General features: G+C 37.9%; 16 protein-coding genes and 1 pseudogene. 1 reads left to right on the top strand and 16 read right to left on the bottom strand.

The genetic code is table 11. The features are described 5' to 3' along the window. The 11 genes and pseudogenes from D8791_RS10540 to ychF all read right to left on the bottom strand — a co-directional run. Positions 1-104: pseudogene (locus D8791_RS10540) on the bottom strand (sigma-70 family RNA polymerase sigma factor); the annotation flags it as partial. Between the two features lie 215 nt (positions 105-319). Then, positions 320-2,287: an ATP-dependent zinc metalloprotease FtsH gene (ftsH, locus tag D8791_RS00010; protein ID WP_048765822.1), complete on the bottom strand. Its 1,968-nt coding sequence runs from the start codon at positions 2,285-2,287 to the stop codon at positions 320-322. Between the two features lie 17 nt (positions 2,288-2,304). Further along, the gene (gene hpt, locus D8791_RS00015) at positions 2,305-2,847 is read right to left on the bottom strand and encodes a hypoxanthine phosphoribosyltransferase (RefSeq protein WP_045499858.1); all 543 of its coding nucleotides are present in this window, start codon (positions 2,845-2,847) and stop codon (positions 2,305-2,307) included. A gap of 4 nt (positions 2,848-2,851) precedes the next feature. After that, a complete protein-coding gene (tilS, locus tag D8791_RS00020) occupies positions 2,852-4,129 on the bottom strand; it encodes a tRNA lysidine(34) synthetase TilS (protein WP_125445840.1) in 1,278 nt (425 codons plus the stop codon). After that, a complete protein-coding gene (locus tag D8791_RS00025) occupies positions 4,126-5,409 on the bottom strand; it encodes a serine hydrolase (protein WP_125445841.1) in 1,284 nt (427 codons plus the stop codon). Before D8791_RS00025 ends, tilS begins: the two co-directional genes overlap by 4 nt. Continuing rightward, the gene (locus D8791_RS10545) at positions 5,402-5,530 is read right to left on the bottom strand and encodes an SP_0009 family protein (protein WP_125372373.1); all 129 of its coding nucleotides are present in this window, start codon (positions 5,528-5,530) and stop codon (positions 5,402-5,404) included. Before D8791_RS10545 ends, D8791_RS00025 begins: the two co-directional genes overlap by 8 nt. Positions 5,531-5,532: 2 nt before the next feature. Continuing rightward, positions 5,533-5,901 carry an FtsB family cell division protein gene (locus tag D8791_RS00035; protein WP_125383185.1) on the bottom strand — a complete coding sequence of 123 codons (369 nt, stop codon included), beginning with the start codon at positions 5,899-5,901 and terminating at the stop codon, positions 5,533-5,535. After that, positions 5,894-6,160 (bottom strand): RNA-binding S4 domain-containing protein, encoded by a 267-nt coding sequence (locus tag D8791_RS00040; protein WP_005591371.1) that lies wholly within the window; start codon positions 6,158-6,160, stop codon positions 5,894-5,896. The genes D8791_RS00035 and D8791_RS00040 overlap by 8 nt, the downstream gene beginning before the upstream one ends. An 88-nt stretch (positions 6,161-6,248) precedes the next feature. Beyond that, positions 6,249-9,752 (bottom strand): transcription-repair coupling factor, encoded by a 3,504-nt coding sequence (gene mfd / locus D8791_RS00045; protein ID WP_125445842.1) that lies wholly within the window; start codon positions 9,750-9,752, stop codon positions 6,249-6,251. Continuing rightward, positions 9,745-10,314 carry an aminoacyl-tRNA hydrolase gene (gene pth / locus D8791_RS00050; RefSeq protein ID WP_125445843.1) on the bottom strand — a complete coding sequence of 190 codons (570 nt, stop codon included), beginning with the start codon at positions 10,312-10,314 and terminating at the stop codon, positions 9,745-9,747. The genes mfd and pth overlap by 8 nt, the downstream gene beginning before the upstream one ends. A gap of 72 nt (positions 10,315-10,386) precedes the next feature. Beyond that, positions 10,387-11,502 (bottom strand): redox-regulated ATPase YchF, encoded by a 1,116-nt coding sequence (gene ychF / locus D8791_RS00055; RefSeq protein ID WP_062004601.1) that lies wholly within the window; start codon positions 11,500-11,502, stop codon positions 10,387-10,389. Between the two features lie 165 nt (positions 11,503-11,667). On the opposite strand from ychF, the gene D8791_RS00060 reads away from it, so the two are divergent. Further along, positions 11,668-12,162: a DUF1307 domain-containing protein gene (locus D8791_RS00060; protein WP_125445844.1), complete on the top strand. Its 495-nt coding sequence runs from the start codon at positions 11,668-11,670 to the stop codon at positions 12,160-12,162. Positions 12,163-12,234: 72 nt separating this feature from the next. Here the strand turns inward: D8791_RS00060 and D8791_RS00065 are convergent, their stop codons facing one another. The 5 genes from D8791_RS00065 to htrA form a co-directional block, all read right to left on the bottom strand. Next, positions 12,235-12,429 (bottom strand): DUF951 domain-containing protein, encoded by a 195-nt coding sequence (locus D8791_RS00065; RefSeq protein WP_005591376.1) that lies wholly within the window; start codon positions 12,427-12,429, stop codon positions 12,235-12,237. A 161-nt stretch (positions 12,430-12,590) separates the two neighbouring features. Continuing rightward, positions 12,591-13,727 (bottom strand): DNA polymerase III subunit beta, encoded by a 1,137-nt coding sequence (dnaN, locus tag D8791_RS00070; protein ID WP_125445845.1) that lies wholly within the window; start codon positions 13,725-13,727, stop codon positions 12,591-12,593. A 157-nt stretch (positions 13,728-13,884) separates the two neighbouring features. Further along, positions 13,885-15,240 (bottom strand): chromosomal replication initiator protein DnaA, encoded by a 1,356-nt coding sequence (gene dnaA, locus D8791_RS00075; RefSeq protein ID WP_125445846.1) that lies wholly within the window; start codon positions 15,238-15,240, stop codon positions 13,885-13,887. 212 nt (positions 15,241-15,452) lie between these two features. After that, positions 15,453-16,214, bottom strand: coding sequence for a ParB/RepB/Spo0J family partition protein (locus D8791_RS00080; protein ID WP_125445847.1), 762 nt, complete (start codon positions 16,212-16,214; stop codon positions 15,453-15,455). A gap of 62 nt (positions 16,215-16,276) precedes the next feature. Beyond that, positions 16,277-17,455: a serine protease HtrA gene (htrA, locus tag D8791_RS00085; RefSeq protein ID WP_125445848.1), complete on the bottom strand. Its 1,179-nt coding sequence runs from the start codon at positions 17,453-17,455 to the stop codon at positions 16,277-16,279. Positions 17,456-17,523: the final 68 nt, after the last annotated feature.

The following is a 17,523-nucleotide window of genomic DNA, read 5'->3' on the forward strand; positions in this document are numbered from 1 at the left end:
CCTTCTTGTTCCCAGTCACTATTCTCCCATAAATGTACATAATAATCCCGTGCACAGCGGCGGACGATCCACTGCACTTTCTCATAGCGTTCCTTGAAGTTCATGTTATCTCCTTTTCCTTTGATAATATGATTCTACAAGAAAATATTCTTCTTTAGTGTCCCTGTCCCTATCCTGTCTATTTTTTGCCCCAACTGGTTCCTAACGCAAATAATTCCGACATCTCAGGGACATTTTATGACATGTTAGGCTTTAAAGAATAAAAAAATAGCTTGATTACACAATTAGTAATCAAGCTATTTAATAAGAAAAGCATCTCTTAATTTTCTTCCATTTTGGATTTTATTTCATCATAGGAAAGGGCATGTGCTTCTCGTTCCAAATCTTTTTCAGATTCTTCTGGCATATGACCTGTTTCATAGAGAGATTTAATTTGGGTGCTATCAAGCGTTTCATATTTAAGTAATGCTTCTGCAATCAATTTATGGGTTTCACGATTTGCTTGAATAATCTCAGCTGCTTTGTTTCGTGCTTCATTTAGTAATGAACGAACTTCCTCATCAATCTCATAGGCTGTTTGTTCTGAAATTGATTTTTGAGGACTTTGTGCACCAAACATAGCATGGTTACCTTCGTATTGGACTGGGCCAAGTTTTTCACTCATACCGTATTCAGTGACCATTGCACGCGCCATCTGTGTAGCTTGTTCAAAGTCATTGGAGGCTCCTGTAGTTTGGACATTAAAGATAATCTCTTCAGCTACACGACCACCCATGAGACCAGCCAATTGCTCTTTCATATCTTCTTTAGATAGAAGCATTTGGTCTTCCTTAGGCAGGGCAATCATATATCCGCCAGCGCGTCCACGAGGCACAATAGTTACCTTGTGTACGACACGCGCATTGGACAAAACAAGTCCGACAATCGTATGCCCCGCTTCATGGTAAGCGACAATCTGACGATCGCGCTCTGAAACGGTTTTATCTTTCTTAGACGGTCCTGCGATTACTCTGTCTTCTGCTTCATCAATATCATCGGCATCGATGACTTTTTTGTTACGACGAGCTGCAACTAGAGCTGCTTCATTCAAGACATTTTCCAAATCAGCACCAACAAAGCCAGGTGTCTGCTGAGCAACTAGTTTCAAATCAACATTTTTAGCCAGCGGTTTATTCTTAGCATGAACGCGAAGAATAGCTTCCCGACCTTTCACATCAGGGCGACCAACTAAAACTTTTCTGTCAAAACGACCTGGACGTAGAAGAGCTGGATCAAGAACATCCGAACGGTTAGTAGCCGCAATGATAATGATTCCTTCATTGCCTTCAAAACCATCCATTTCAATCAAGAGCTGATTAAGGGTTTGTTCACGTTCATCATTACCGCCACCGAGGCCAACACCACGCTGACGACCGACGGCATCAATTTCATCTATGAAGATAATAGCAGGAGCCGCTTTTTTCGCATCTTCAAATAGAGAACGAACACGGCTTGCTCCGACACCGACAAACATTTCAACAAAGTCAGAACCTGAGATGCTGAAGAAAGGAACACCTGCTTCACCAGCAACTGCCTTGGCAAGCAAGGTCTTACCAGTCCCCGGAGGACCCTCAAGAAGGACACCTGCTGGAATACGAGCACCCAGCTTAGTATAACGTTTTGGATCTTTCAGGAATTCAACAACTTCAACAAGTTCTTGTTTTTCCTCTTCTGCACCAGCGACATCTGAGAAGCGTACTTTGATATCTTCTTTATTGGCCGCACGAGCTTTGTTGCGTCCAAAATTCATAGCACCACGAGCACCGCCACCGCCTTGATTCATCATAGACATAAAGATGAAGGCGATGATGATAAATGGAACCAAGGAAATCAAAAGATTAATCCACATTCCACTGGAGCTTTCACGCTTAATAGTTACTTCTGTCTCATGCTCAGCAGCTAGCTTTTGCAAATCAGAAACTGTTGTATCTGATGGCAAAACAACACTAGTAAATCTGCTAACTTTTGAGATTTCCGGACTGAAAAACAGGATTCCTGTCGTATCTTTTGATTCTTTAGGTTTTTTATAAGTACCTGATACCTCGATAATACTACCATTTGGCTGGTAGCTCATCTCTGTAACATTATTATTTTGGATTTCTTTTACTAATTGGCTGTAGTTGATTTGCTGGCTACGACCTGTCGCACTTCCTGTAAAGAAATACTGAAAACCTGTAACAAGGACTACAATAATTAGAATATAGAGAAAAGGATTTTTTATAAAACCATTATTTTGTTTATTTTTCATTTATATCTAGTAAACCTTTATTTTGTATAAACTTCTTCTTTCAAGACACCTACATAAGGAAGATTGCGATAATACTCATCATAATCTAGTCCGTAACCTACTACAAATTCATTTGGAATTGTAAAGCAAGTATAGTCTGCCTCAATATCAACAATGCGTCCTTCTGGCTTATCCAACAACGTAGCAATTTTTACAGAAGCTGCATTTCTTTCTTTGAACAAATTACACAAATTCTTCAAAGTTTGGCCAGTATCGATAATATCTTCGACAAAAAGAATATCACGACCCGTAATATCTTGATCAATATCTTTGATAATATTAATCACGCCACTACTAGTTGTACCGCCATGGTAACTAGACACCAGCATAAAATCTAATTCAATATCTGTATCCACATGTTTGATTAATTCGGCCATAAAAGGAACTGATCCCTTCAAAATTCCTACAAAAATAGGCTTTTTACCTTGATAGTCTACTGTCAGCTGTTGGCCCAATTTTTTTGCCGCTGCTACGATTTCCTCATGAGAAACCAATACTTTTTTAATATCTTGTTCTAGCATAATTTCACCTATCTAATTTCTGAATATAAAGTACAGTACTCATTATATCACTTTTTAATTTCTTACTCAAATCACTGATAGCGATATTTACAATTGCCAAGATCTGCTGATTTTGCTCAACAACAATCGCTTTTTCTCGTTCTTCAAATGGAATTTTTTGATCAATGAATAGTCGACGAAGTTTTTTGTGATGTCCCTTCAAACGAAGACAATCGCCTGTTTTCCTGCGACGTAAAAGAAGTGGTGTTTCACGTGAAACTGCAATCGCTTGAACATTTTCACCCTCCAAAGGAGTGCCAAGTGAGAATTGATAGTCCCAAAATTGAAGTTGATTACCACATTCTAACAGAATTGAGTCCACTTTCAAATCAGACTTACGACTGATTTTTCTGATTTCAAAGTGCTTATAATCCTTCACCAACTCATATCCATCCTTTAAAGGGTGGATGTAATTAGCCTTGGTTCGTAAGATTCCTAAGATTTCTTCAAATTGCTTTTTATTTATATCTAATGAAGGAAATTTCTTCAAATACTCCTGCAGAAGGAAATTTTGAACTTCTGGAATTTGCCGCTCAAACACTTCAAGATTTGTAACGTCCAATCCCTGCGTCAGATGAGACAGAGCTGTCTGTAAGTTCTCAACTTCTTTCCCCAAAGAAATCAGTGAATCCTTAAAGCGTGGATTTTCCTTTTCAAGACTGGGAAGATAAAGATTGCGGATACGATTTCTGAGATAGTCATTTTGAAGATTGCTCTTATCTTCAAAATGCAAAATATCAGGGAAATCTTGCTTATGAAAATGAAGCAAAGGTCGGATTAATTCCCCGTTTGCAAAGGGTTGAACCTCGGTCATTCCAGACAAGTGGCGCAGTCTTGCTCCTCTTAATAATCTCATAAACACTGTCTCGGCCTGATCATCAGCATGATGAGCCGTTACCAATACCGTGTAGCCTTCTGTCAACATGATTTCTTCAAAAAAACGATAGCGAAATCGCCGAGCTTTTTCCTCAGAAAAATTACCTGAAAAATTTGAGCTGAAAAATTTCACACCAAGTCTCTGGGCAAAATTTGACAGCTCTTTTTCTTCCATATTTGACTCTGGACGTTGCTTGTGGTTGACATGCGCTATCCCCAGCTCAATCTCTAGCTCTTCCCTGTTTTTGTACAAAAGATGGAACAAGGTCATCGAATCCAAGCCACCAGAAACTGCTACCAGCACTTTTCGATGATTTTGAAAATACCGCTTTTCCTGCATTTGTTTGCGAAACTTCTGATCGATCATTTCAGAACTCCGTACACATCATCTGCAATTTTAGAAATTGTATCGTAATCCGAATTATTCGTGAGAATGGCAATGATAAACGGCGAATCCGCATATACAATAGCGACATCATGCTTGAAGTCGTAAGCATCACCAATTTTATGGGCAACTTTTGCATTGATGTTTTTAGAAATTCGCTGATTGTCATAATTTGTCTGAGATAAAGCATCGATAATCATGCCATTTTGCTTATAAATGGCTTCCATAACATTTCCTGCCATTCGAGCTGAAGCTTGTCTGCTTTCCACATCCCACTTCTTGCCCGCAATTTTTTCAATAGTATTTTGAAATTGACTATCAGATTGATTGCTTGTATAGTAGGCAAGGATATTGTGAGCAACATTATCCGACTCTTTTGCTACACCATTGATTAAGTCCTGCACAGAATATTCCTTGTCATTTGCTGATTTGGAAATACTACCGCTTCCCTCAGGGTCGTAGGCACCTGCAAAATCATTGACAGCTGCTGTATATTTTAACTTTTTATCCAAGGAAAGGCTATGATTGTTCAGTTGCTCCTGCGCATAATAAAGATAAGGAATTTTCGTAACACTGGCTGAGTACATCTGTTGATCTGGATTAATGCCTGCTTCTTTGCCCGTTTCTAGCTGTTTTACATAAATAGAAAAGTCAGCTTTTTTGTACTTAGAATTTAGAAGCTCCTGAACCTTTTCCATTCGATTATCTTCTTGGGAAAGAAAATCAACAGAAACCCAACCTTGACCTTCAATTTTAGCATATTCTCCCTTAGCTGTTTGAGCAATTTGTGCCACCTTTACTTTGCTATAAGCAGGTAGTTTAGCTGCAATCTTTTTAGAAGAATTGATCGGGATAGTATCGTAGAGCATATAGTTAGGGCCCAGCCATCTTTCCTGTTTAACATCTGTGATAGACTGAACCGTATCCTCATAAATGCTATTCTTATCTGCAATTACAAACTGGCCATTCTTTAATTTAAAGATAGGAATCCCAGCCTCATTCACGTGCAACTCTGTCAGCTGTAGTGGCTGATCTGGCAAAAGTTTCCCAGCTACCTTAGTCAAAGTAGCATCTGTAAAAGTAGGTGTTTCTTCATAAACATTAGGATTTGTAGGGATACTCGTATGATAACGGCCATAAGCTGTACCTGTCAGCTGATACTTTTCTTCTTCGTCTAAAACAAGTTCCTTTTCAGTACTGATTGCTGTTTGACTGCTCCATAAGGCTGGCAGTAAAAATATCAGCAAAAGTAACTTACGCATGACCTCCCCTTTCCTTTTTTGTTTCTTGAAGTTTTAAAGCTTGATTCTTTTCGGATAATTCTGCTAGTTTTTCATCCGAAAAAGATAAAAATTTCTCTATATTTTGAAGTAAATTTTCCATGATTATTGTGGTAATAAATCTGGTGTTGTGTAAATGTATTCTCCTTCTTTTGAAAAAGAATACTTGGCACGAGCATATTTGGCAGCATAGCTGTCATCTTTCAACTTGGTTGCAATATCAGATTGATATCTCTTTTCTTCACCTAATTTTTCATATTTTTTTTGTAGTTGTGCATATTGAGCACGACGATTAAGTAAAGTTTCGTAACTTTGATATAAATTATAGGCTGGAAGAATAAAAAGTAGCATGACTAAAATTAGAACCCATCCCATAAAACGATTTCGTTTCCGACGCTCCTCATCGAGGTATCTGCGACGCTGATTTTCATCTTGGATAAAGCGATTATTTATTTGAACAATATTTCTAGACATTTTCTTCAATCCTTGTCTCACTGATAATTTCATACATTTTAGCAGCATCTTCTTTTTTGGTGCTGTCTTTCATTTCTAGCACCCGCACTGTTAACAGCTTATTGCCAAAACGAACTTCAATTTGATCATTGATTTTCAAATCTGTCGAACTTTTTGCCAAGATTCCATTTACCTTGATACGACCTTTATCTGCTACCTCTTTAGCTACAGGGCGCCGCTTGATAATGCGTGATACCTTTAAATATTTGTCTAATCTCATAGTCTTTTCCTCGATTTTCTCTTAATATTCTATCATTCTTTTGAAAGAAACAAAGCTAAAAAGCTGAAATTTTACCGAATTGTAATGTTTATTCAGCTTTTCGATTCTTGATTTCTACCAGTTTTTCACCAAAGTTCAGCAAGTTTTCCAAAATCTCGAAATCTTTTTTATTCCGAACATCAAAAACGACTTCAATCAAACCTTTCTGCTCTCCAATTCGAGCCTTTAGATTTGTCGTTGATATAGCTTCAAAATAATCCTGGGTCAGATAGATTTGCTGAGAAATTTTTTCAAAACGAATGATGACAGATTCTTGCTTCCGCTCAACAAGTGCCACAAAAGCCTGATCAAGATAGGACTTGACTAAGCCAATCTCTAGTAGATAAGCCACTACGTCCGGATATTCTCCAAAGCGATCGATCAATTCATCTTGCAGATGTTCATAATTTACACGACTGTCAATTTCTCGAATTCTCTTGTAAACCTCAATTTTTTGACGCTCATCAGAAATATAATTACTTGGAAGATAGGCATCAATTTGAAGATTGATTTCAGCGTTACTTTTTTGGCGCTTGGTTTCCTTACCTTGCTTCTTAGCAATGGCCTCTTCCAAAAGTTGAGAATACATTTCAAATCCTACAGAATCAATAAAACCTGACTGTGAACTTCCTAAAATATTTCCTGCTCCTCGGATAGACAAATCCCTCATAGCAATCTTGAATCCAGATCCTAGCTCAGTAAATCCTTTAATGGCTTCTAGTCTTTTTTCTGAAACTTCAGTTAGAGTTTTATCTGGTCGGTACATAAGATAGGCATAAGCTATTCGATTACTGCGGCCAACTCGACCACGAAGTTGATACAAGGTTGACAGACCCATATGGTCAGCATTTTCGATAAAGAGAGTATTTGCATTTGGAATATCGACACCTGTTTCAATAATCGTTGTTGTGACTAAAATATCATATTCACCATTAACAAAGTCTAATAAGGTATTTTCTAAACGCACCTCGGTCATCTGTCCATGAACGTAACCAATTGAAGCCTCTGGAATCAACTCTTTTAATTCTGAAACTTTTTGCTCAATGGTGTCAACTTTATTGTAAAGGTAGTAAACTTGTCCGCCTCGGTCTATTTCACGTAAAACCGCATCCCGAATAACCGTCCTATTATTCTCTAAAACATAGGTTTGGACTGGATAACGATTTGTCGGTGGTGTTTCAATGACCGATAAATCTCGAATTCCCAACATCGACATATGGAGGGTTCGTGGAATAGGAGTGGCCGTCAAGGTTAGCACATCAACCTTCTTTTTTAGTTCCTTCAACTTTTCCTTATGCTTGACACCAAAACGCTGCTCTTCATCTATCACCAGTAGCCCCAAATCGGAGAATTTTACATCTGCTGATAGGAGGCGATGGGTACCGATAATAATATCAATCTGCCCTTTTTCCAATTTTTCCAGAGTCTCTTTTTGCTCCCCTTTACTTCTAAAACGACTGAGAACATCGACATTCACTGCAAAATCATTGAAACGTTCTTTAAAATTTGTGTAGTGTTGCTGAGCTAAAACAGTGGTCGGAACCAAGATAGCCACCTGTTTATGATCGTTGACAGCCTTAAAAGCAGCCCTCATAGCCACCTCTGTCTTCCCAAAACCAACATCGCCAACCAAGAGTCGATCCATTGGACGGTCGCTCTCCATATCCTTCTTGATTTCCTGAATGCTTCTGAGCTGATCATCTGTTTCCACATACGGAAAGGCATTGTCAAACTCTACTTGATGCTGGTCGTCACTAGAAAATTGGAAACCTTTTAATTGACTACGCTCTGCATATAATTTAATAAGGTCATCGGCAATGTCTTCAACCTGATGTTGTACTTTTTGCTTTGTTTTTTGGAAACGCCCATCATTTAACTTGTTAATTTTAGGTGCTTTTCCATCGCTAGCTACATATTTAGATAGAAGGTTGATTTGATCCACTGGAATAGAGATACGATCCGCATTCTGATACTGAATCGTCAAATAATCCCGATGAACTCCTGAAACTTCAATCGTTTCAATTCCTAAATAGCGACCAATACCGTGAATATTATGAACCACATAATCGCCTTTTTCCAGCTCATTATAGTCTTTCAGCCTTTCAGCATTAGAAATATTTTGACGACGAATCCTACGTTTGATTTTTTTCTGAATCATCTCATGTTCAGTAATCAAAACGATTTTTTCATCTACAAAATTAAATCCTTGAACTATATTTCCTTCTATGAGCTGGACAGCTTTTTCATGGATGTCTTTGTCCTTGATGTAATCTAAATGAATCTCATAATCCTGTAAAGTTTTATGTAAATTTTGTAAACTTGAAGCCGAATTTGCCTGCAAGACTACCGTATAGTCCGATTTCCTAAAGCGATTAATTTCTTCTTTTAAGAGAGAGAACTGACTAAAAAATTCCTGCATTGGATATTGATTGAATTGATAAAGTGCATCAAATTTTAGATTTCCCAATCCTTTATGGAAGTTAGAAAAAAATGTAGCAGGTTTATATTTACGATAGTCCTGATAGTTATTTGCAAAGTATTGTTGATTTGACAATGCTTTACTATTTTGTAAATCATCTGTCAAGATATTCGCAACTTCTAATTCAAACTGTGCATGCTTGTCCATTATCTTTTGAAAATCATCAAAAAATATAGGAGTGTGCCTTGGCAAATAGTCTAAAATGGTCCATTCTTTCTGATAGAAAAAGGAAAGAAATTTACGAATATCTGCATGATGATATTGCTCTCTAACAGAGCTTAATACTTCTTCTAAATAGGATTTTAAAGAAGGATCAAGAACCGTAGAAAGTGACGCTTCAAGATTTTTCTGTCCTCTTGCATAATCTTCTTCTGTTAATAGAAGATCTGTAACAGGCTCTATCAAAATCTGTTCCACATTTTCAAGAGAAAGTTGATTTTCAGGATTGAAAATCCTTATGCCATCAATCTCATCTCCAAAAAACTCTATCCGATAAGGATATTGAGCCGAGCGTTCAAAAATATCTAGAATATCCCCTCTCAGACTGTACTCTCCTTGACTGAGAACCTGAGAAACCTTTTTATAACCATTACTTGACAAGGACTTTACTAGGTTGTCAAGGTTATATTCTTCAGTAACAGAAAGAATAAGCTCAGATTGTTTAAAAATATCAGGCTGGGGCAAGAATAAACGACTGGCTGCAAAATTGATGATTAGAATCCCATTTTTCTCTTTGTCTGATAAAAAATTCATGGCTTCTAATCTGGCAAATATTTTTTCTTGCGATGAAAAAACAAACTCAGCCAAAGGGGTATCATCTGCCAAGAAAGTATAGACTTTTTCCTCCCCCAACAAAGAAATCAAGTCACTAGCTAGACGCTCTGCTTCGTTTTGACTAGAAGTGATGACTAAGATTTTCTCCTGCTCTTCTAAGCTACTAGCAATCGCTAAAGCCTTTGTTGAAGCTGAAAGTCCCATCACTAACTGACGGGTCTTTTTTTGCAATTGTTTCTTCCAGTCTACAATTTGTTGGTTTCGACCAAATAGATCAAGTAGTGTCATTTTCTTATCCATTATATTGTTGCATAGTCTGCTCAAAATTCTCAGTTTGTAAATAATAGTTTACAGCACTGTCAACTTTTTCTAATGTGTTTAAAATACTAATATAGTCTTCCTTATCAAATTTACCTAAAACATGATGAATAACTGACATATTATTTTTCGGTCTTCCAATGCCAATTTTTACTCGCTTGAATTCCTGTGTTCCAATATGTTTAATGATGGACTTAATGCCATTGTGCCCGCCAGCTGAACCTTTGGTACGAAGGCGGATTTTCCCAACTTCCATATCCAGATCATCATAGATAACGAGTAAGTCATCTATATCTAAGCCGTAGTAAGTGAGCAGGGCATGGACTGCTTTCCCACTTTCATTCATAAAAGTAGTCGGTTTTACAAAATAGACTTTTTCCCCATTCAAGAAAGTTGAAGCAATGTCTGCTTGAAAAATCTTATCTGCTGTAAACTTTAGATTTAATTCTTTACACATTTTGTCAACTAACATAAAGCCAACATTATGTTTGGTCTCAAAATATTTATCTCCTGGATTTCCTAATCCAACAATTAATTTTGTCATTTTACTCCTTTATAAAAGCCAAAAGGGCTGGAAATTCCTTTCCAACCTATGTATTTTAACTTTACACTTAATTTACACGTTAAAGCGGAATTCCATAATATCGCCATCTTGAACGATATACTCTTTTCCTTCTTCACGTAAGCGTCCAGCTTCTTTTACAGCCTTTTCAGATCCATATTTCACTAAATCATCATAAGACATAGTCACTGCACGGATGAAACCTTTCTCAAAGTCTGAGTGGATAATACCAGCTGCTTGAGGAGCTTTCATGCCACGCTTAAAGGTCCAAGCCCGGACTTCCTTTTCACCAGCAGTAAAGTAGGTTCCAAGTCCCAATAGATGATAGGCTGCACGTGTCAATTTGTCTACACCTGACTCTGTCAAGCCGATAGCTTCCAAAAATTCTGCCTTGTCTTCATCATCCAGTTCAGAAATTTCTTCCTCTGCACGCGCTGAGATGACAACAACCTCAGCATTTTCTGTAGCAGCAAATTCACGAATCTGCTTTACATAGTCAATATTGTCTGGATCAGCCACCTCATCTTCACCGACATTGGCCACATAGAGAACTGGCTTAGTCGTTAAAAGAAAAAGGCCTTTGACTATTTTTTGCTCTTCTTCTGTAAATTCAACTGTCCGAGCTGACAGACCATCTTCCAGAACAGGTTTGATTTTCTGCAAAACATTAAATTCTGCAACAGAGTCCTTATCCTTCTGGGTACGAGCCATCTTCTCAACACGCGCATAGCGTTTGTTAATGCTTTCCAGATCGGCCAAAATAAGCTCTAGATTGATGGTCTCAATATCAGCCATGGGGTCGACAAAGTCAGACTCACGGCCCTGTTCCCGCATGACATTTTCATCATCAAAGGCACGAACTACATGGACGATAGCATCCACTTCACGGATATTGGCCAAGAATTTATTTCCTAGTCCTTCTCCTTTTGAAGCTCCCTTTACAATACCTGCAATATCTGTAAACTCAAATGTAGTGGGAACCTTCTTTTGAGGTTTAATCAATTCTGTTAATTTGTCCAAACGAGCATCTGGCACTTCTACCCGACCGACATTTGGATCAATGGTTGCAAAAGGGTAGTTAGCAGCTTCTGCCCCTGCTTTTGTAATTGCATTAAATAAAGTTGACTTGCCCACATTAGGCAGTCCCACAATCCCTGCTGTTAAAGCCATTCGTATCTTCTCCATTCATCTTTTCAATCCAAACCATTATACCATAAATCCTTATCCTAAACAGCGGATTTGAATGAAAAATTTCCTGCTTTCGGGATAGAAATAGAAAATATTTCTGCAAAAAATGATATAATATAATTAATATTTTTATAAAAGGAGTTAGCCATGAAAAAAATGACAATTAAAACCTTTGTTCTTTCTTTCTTGACGATGTTTACTTTACTTTTTTTAGCTGCCTGCAGTAGCAGTCCTAAAAAATCCTATTTTCAATTGATTGACCAAAAGACCAAGCAAGACAGCCGGATCACTCTTGAGTATAAGGGCGATGATTTGCTGAAAAATGAAACCAGCAATGTTTTCTATTATGAGCCTATCGGATTGACAAAAGATACCGCTAAAGAGCAAATTGGAGGTTACATGAAAACTCTGGAAAACATTAAAGGACTTACTAATACAATCGAGTATAAAGACGATCATTTGACGCAAAAGATGACGATGGATTTTAGCAAGGCAGATATTTCAGAACTGAAAAGCAAACAGCTTATCCAAACAGATGGAGACCAAAAAGCAAATTATATCAGTTATAAAGAAACGGTAAAATCCCTTGAAGCTTCTGGCTATAAAGAAGTCAAAGACGGCAAATTTGAAGAACTTAAATAAAAGCAGAAAACGGATAAGACTTTCTTGGTCTTATCCGTTCTTTGTTGATGAGGTGGGTCATTTAAAATTAGACTATTCAATGACCTTCTTCATTTTTCTTTCAAAATCATATCTGCTCATCATAACAACGTGTTCGCAGTTGCTGCAGCGAATCTTGATATCTGCTCCCATGCGGACGACTTCCCAACGATTGGCCTTCTTGCCCGTCGACTTAATGGTACAGGCATGGGGCTTTTTCATTTCTACAAAAGTTCCAAGTTCGTACATCTTCTCTCCTTTTGACAATCTTTTTTTATTCTCTTAGAAATACAGATTGGTGCTTCTCTCAACCCTAGCTGTATTATACCACAAGTTTAGAGTCAGCTGGCTTGTAAATGATCAAAATAAGACAAGGCAGATCGAGTCAGCCTTGTCTAAAATCTTATCTTCTAATTAGTACGGACTGGCGTGATCAGCTGAATAAAGTTTTCAGCATCTTCACTTGGCACCAAGGTGAAAGGCCGAACAGCTGAAATAAAGCTGATGGTCACCTTCTCGCTATCGACTGCCTTTAGCGCTTCGATCAGGTAGGTAGGATTGAAGCTGATGGTCAAATCTTCTCCTGACACACTTTCTGTATCAATTTCTTCATTCACGCGTCCAACTTCTGGTGAATGGACATGAGCGCTGACAATGCCCTTCACAATTTCTAGTTTCACTGTTCCGTTCTGGGTCGCATTGGACAGAAGACGAGACCGTTCCATGGCATGACGTAAATTATTGGTATTAAAGGTCACAACGCTTGAAAATTCTGTCGGAATCAAGCGGTCTGTGTCAGGATAGTTTCCTTCCAGTAAGCGTGTATAGAAGCTGATATTTTCACTTCTAAAGAGAAGTTGATTATTGGCAAAGAAAACCTCTACTGTTTCAATTTCGTCTGTGAACACAGCTGTAAATTCACGCAGAGACCGGCTAGGAATTACCACATCAAAATCGTCACCCTTCTTGTCCAAAGTAATTCTCTTTTGGCTCATCCGGTGAGAGTCTGTCGCAACTGTTTTGAGGGATTGATTATCTGTCAAGACAAAATGAACCCCCGTCAAAATAGGACGGCTTTCTTGCGTACTAGCAGCAAAAGCTGTCTCATTGATGATGTTTTTGAGGACTTTTGTTTCTAAAACCAAAGGATTGCTGGTAGAGACTTCCTGGATACGTGGGTATTGATCTGCATCTTTTCCTTTTAGCGTAATTTCTGACTTGCCGCTGGTAAGGACGATTTGTTTTTGCTCAATTTCTTTAAAATCAAGCACGATATCTGGCAAGCTAGAAATGACATTGATAAAGAAATTTGCTTCAAGGAGGATCGAACCTGGTGAAGTAATCAAGAGCCCAGCATTCTCATTTTGAACTGAAATGAAGTTTTCAATGGAAATTTGACCATTGGAACCAATCAATGTAATGCCTTCTTTCGTTACATCAATTTTAACCGTTGATAAAATTGGAATAGCGTTTTTGGTACTGATAGCTCTTTTAGTTGTATTCAAAGCTTGTAGGAATAAATTTTTATTAATAGAGAAGTGAATCATAGGGACTCCTTTTATTATTTATGATTATTAAGTTAATAGTAATAGTAGTTCTTGTGGAAGCTGTGGAAAAATGGAGCAAAGTATCTAAAATCAAGTTTTAAGACTTGTTCACAACCTGTGGAAAAAACTTAAGATTAGCTCAATCTTTTCCACACCCTTATTTTATCTTGTTTTTGATATTTTCGATTTCAAGTCGCAGGCTATCGTCAGTTTCGAGTCGGTTTTTGATTTTTCCATGCGCGTGAATGACTGTTGTATGGTCCTTGCCGCCAAATTCTCGTCCGATTTTTGGTAGGCTATTGTCTGTTAGTTCGCGGGCTAGATACATGGCCACTTGTCTAGCCAAAACGATATTTTGGACTCGACGACTTCCCTTCATTTCCTTGACACTAACGCCATAGAAATTGCCGACCTCAGACTGGATTTTTTCAATCGGAATGACTGTTACCTGACTAGAATCCTGCTTGCGAGCTCGAATGGCTTCGGCAGCAATATCAATCGTAATTTCCTTGAGATTGCGGACTCTTGCAATAAGCGTAATATCATTGAGGGCTCCTTCTAGGTCACGGACATTCGAGTCAAATTGTCCGGCGAGGTACTCCAATGTATCATTAGGGAAAATATAGTCCAGATTTTCGATTTTGTTCCGGAGGATGGCAATCCGCGTTTCAAAATCAGGTGGCGTAATATTTTGAGTGAGCCCCCATTTGAAGCGCGTGACCAAGCGTTCTTCCAAATTATCAAGATGATCTGGACTGCGATCGCTGGTCAGCACAATCTGCTTGTTATCGCCGTGCAGGGCGTTAAAAGTATTGAAGAATTCTTCCTGGGTAGAGACTTTTTTTCCGCCAAGAGACTGGATATCATCAATCAAGAGCAAATCCAAACTTCGATAGATTTTTTTGAAATTATCCATGTCACCGAGTCTCAGATGCTCCAGAAAGTCATTGATAAAGGTTTCTGCTGGAATATATTTTACACGCGCATCAGGAATATTTTCCAAAATTTGATTGCCAATAGCATTTAGTAAGTGGGTTTTTCCTAGACCTGGACCGCCGTAGATAAATAGGGGATTATAAGTAGTTGCTAGATTTTCAGACACAGCCAAGGCTGCTGCTTTGGCCCAGATATTTCCGTCCCCTTGTACAAAATTATCAAATGTATATTTAGCTTTTAGTCCAGTATCAATTGGCGGCAAACTTGGCCGAAATGGAGATTTTTCAGGAAGTTCTTCCAGCTGATATTTAGAAATACTATCATGTCCTGCTTCTTCAAAGACGTATTTGGCCGTGATTTGATCGTTAAAAATTTCAAAGCCAGCTGTAAGAATAACGCCCACTAAGTTTTGCTCCCAAAACAGCTGTTTGACTGGGCTATCCAGAAAGATAGTGGCCTGATTATTTTCAATGGCTATTAATTTTGCTTCTGAAACAAAAAAATCATAGGTTGTCTGTTTTAGTTGAGCAGCTGAAAGTTCTAAAATTCTTCGCCAAAATTCTTGCTCTTTGGTCATTGCCTCCTCCTTTTCAAAAAATTATTCTCTATGTCGACTCTCATTTTAACATAAAACGACTAAGTTTTCCACAACTTGTGGAGAAAAATTAACAATGTTTATAAGACTTATCCACAGATTGTGAATTACAGGTAAAATCATTATTTTTCAACAATTTAGGCTGCTTTTAAAGGTGGAAAAGTCTGTTAGTTTGAAAAAAGAAAATAACAGCCCTATTTCAGGCTGTTTATAATTCTTTGGTACTCTTCCTCATTTTCAAAAGGAATAACGATCTTTCCTTTTGAAGAATTTTTTAATTGAATGGAGACATTAAGTCCAAGGATTTTTTTTAGTTTTTCTTCTTCTGAATGGGCAAAAATTTCTTTGTTCTTCTTAGTCTTTGACTTCTTGGTCTTTTGTAATGAAAGTTCAAGAGCACGAACGGATAAATTGTCTTGAATGATTTTGTCCAGCCAAAAGACTTGTTCTTCCTTTTTGAGTGGGATGAGGAGACGAGCATGCCCTTGCGAAATCATTTCCTCTTTGACAGCGTCCAGCATAAAAGCTGGTAGCTGTAACAAGCGGACAAGATTACTGATGTAAGGACGAGATTTTCCCATGATTTTTGCAATTTCTTCATGGGTCAGACCTTTCTCAATCAGATGTTGATAGGATTCCGCTTCTTCGATCGGATTGAGGTCTTCCCTTTGCAAATTCTCGATGATAGCTTGCTTCATCATGTCATCGTCAGATAGGTCTTTAATGAGGGCAGGAATGTTTTCTAAGCCAGCAATCTTAGCAGCTCTGAATCGTCTTTCACCTGCTAAAATTTCGTAACCAAATAAGGAAGATTTTCTCAAAATAATGGGTTGGATAATTCCATTTTCTTTAATGGAAGCCGCCAATTCATTTATTTTTTCTTGAGAAAAGCTTTTTCTAGGCTGATAAGGATTGGTTCGAATGTCTTTTAGTGGTATGTATTGATAATTTTCCATTTGTATATAGCATAACACACCTTTACGATCGTGTAAAGGTGTGTTGACAATTATGTAAAGGATTAGTTGTCACTTAAGTCCTGGGTTGATTTGGTCAATTTAATGGTTGTAGTAGCTTCTTTACCATCTCTAAAGTAAGTCACTTTCAACTCATCCCCTAGAGAGTGTCTGTAGAGAGCAGATTGTAAATCACTGGTTGACTCAACATCCTTATCGTCAACTTTTGTGATGACGTCGTATTTCTGAAGTTTATTTTCAGCAGGCATTCCTTCTTGTACAGAGCGAACAAGGATACCTGATTTTACCGATGAAGGCAGACGTAATTTTGCTAAGTCAGAAGTGGCGATATTAGATAAATCAAGCATTTGGATACCCAGAGCAGGACGAGTGACTGTTCCATTTTTCTCTAGTTGCTTGATAATATTGACAACATCGTTTGATGGAATTGCAAAGCCCATGCCTTCTACAGCAGTTTGACCATTGTGAGAGATTTTGCTGGACGTAATACCAATAACTTGCCCTTGGATATTGATGAGTGGGCCGCCAGAGTTACCAGGGTTGATAGCAGCATCTGTTTGCAAGGCAGTCGTCGAAATATTTTGGCCGTCTTCAGATTGTAGAGTTACATTTCTACCCAAACTAGAGATGATTCCTTGTGTAACAGAGTTAGCGTATTCTGTTCCGAGAGGACTTCCGATGGCAATAGCCGTTTCTCCTACTGTCAGGGAATTTGAATCTCCAAATTCAGCTACATCTTTCACCTTTTCAGAGCTAATTCTTACTACAGAAATATCAGAATAAACATCTGATCCCACTACTTCACCAGGAACCTTACTACCATCTGCTAGTAGAATATCGGGATTTTTTGCTCCATTTAGCACGTGAGTATTGGTAACAAGGTAGGCATATTTTCCTTCCTTCTTATAAATGACACCAGATCCCTCACTAGCTACTTGAGGATCACTGGTTGATTCATTATTGATCACTCCTTCCTGATTAGAACCGGTATAAGTAATCACCGATACAACTGCATTTTGTACCTTTTTTACAGCCTTTGTGGTGTCAGTTGTGTTTTTATAAGACGTTGATACAGTGGTCTTTGAGCTAGAAGGACTGATATTAGCCATTTTATTATTAACAAATGCAGTGGCTAAATTTCCTAGGCTTCCGCCAATAAATCCTACAACTAAAACAATAAAAAGCAACAAAAATTTTTTAAAGAAATTTGAAGCGTTTTTCATATTTTCCTCCTTGATTACAATTGATAAAATTATAGAAATCTATTCTTAATTATAACTTAAAATCCACA

It is taken from the genome of Streptococcus cristatus (assembly GCF_003943515.1).
GTDB classification, from domain to species: Bacteria; Bacillota; Bacilli; order Lactobacillales; family Streptococcaceae; genus Streptococcus; species Streptococcus cristatus_D.

Bases quoted from the DNA above. Each gene is read 5' to 3' on its own strand.
- ftsH (WP_048765822.1), bottom strand. From the start codon at position 2,287: ATGAAAAATAAACAAAATAATGGTTTTATAAAAAATCCTTTTCTCTAT.
- hpt (WP_045499858.1), bottom strand. From the start codon at position 2,847: ATGCTAGAACAAGATATTAAAAAAGTATTGGTTTCTCATGAGGAAATC.
- tilS (WP_125445840.1), bottom strand. From the start codon at position 4,129: ATGATCGATCAGAAGTTTCGCAAACAAATGCAGGAAAAGCGGTATTTT.
- D8791_RS00025 (WP_125445841.1), bottom strand. From the start codon at position 5,409: ATGCGTAAGTTACTTTTGCTGATATTTTTACTGCCAGCCTTATGGAGC.
- D8791_RS10545 (WP_125372373.1), bottom strand. From the start codon at position 5,530: ATGGAAAATTTACTTCAAAATATAGAGAAATTTTTATCTTTTTCGGAT.
- D8791_RS00035 (WP_125383185.1), bottom strand. From the start codon at position 5,901: ATGTCTAGAAATATTGTTCAAATAAATAATCGCTTTATCCAAGATGAA.
- D8791_RS00040 (WP_005591371.1), bottom strand. From the start codon at position 6,160: ATGAGATTAGACAAATATTTAAAGGTATCACGCATTATCAAGCGGCGC.
- mfd (WP_125445842.1), bottom strand. From the start codon at position 9,752: ATGGATAAGAAAATGACACTACTTGATCTATTTGGTCGAAACCAACAA.
- pth (WP_125445843.1), bottom strand. From the start codon at position 10,314: ATGACAAAATTAATTGTTGGATTAGGAAATCCAGGAGATAAATATTTT.
- ychF (WP_062004601.1), bottom strand. From the start codon at position 11,502: ATGGCTTTAACAGCAGGGATTGTGGGACTGCCTAATGTGGGCAAGTCA.
- D8791_RS00060 (WP_125445844.1), top strand. From the start codon at position 11,668: ATGAAAAAAATGACAATTAAAACCTTTGTTCTTTCTTTCTTGACGATG.
- D8791_RS00065 (WP_005591376.1), bottom strand. From the start codon at position 12,429: ATGTACGAACTTGGAACTTTTGTAGAAATGAAAAAGCCCCATGCCTGT.
- dnaN (WP_125445845.1), bottom strand. From the start codon at position 13,727: ATGATTCACTTCTCTATTAATAAAAATTTATTCCTACAAGCTTTGAAT.
- dnaA (WP_125445846.1), bottom strand. From the start codon at position 15,240: ATGACCAAAGAGCAAGAATTTTGGCGAAGAATTTTAGAACTTTCAGCT.
- D8791_RS00080 (WP_125445847.1), bottom strand. From the start codon at position 16,214: ATGGAAAATTATCAATACATACCACTAAAAGACATTCGAACCAATCCT.
- htrA (WP_125445848.1), bottom strand. From the start codon at position 17,455: ATGAAAAACGCTTCAAATTTCTTTAAAAAATTTTTGTTGCTTTTTATT.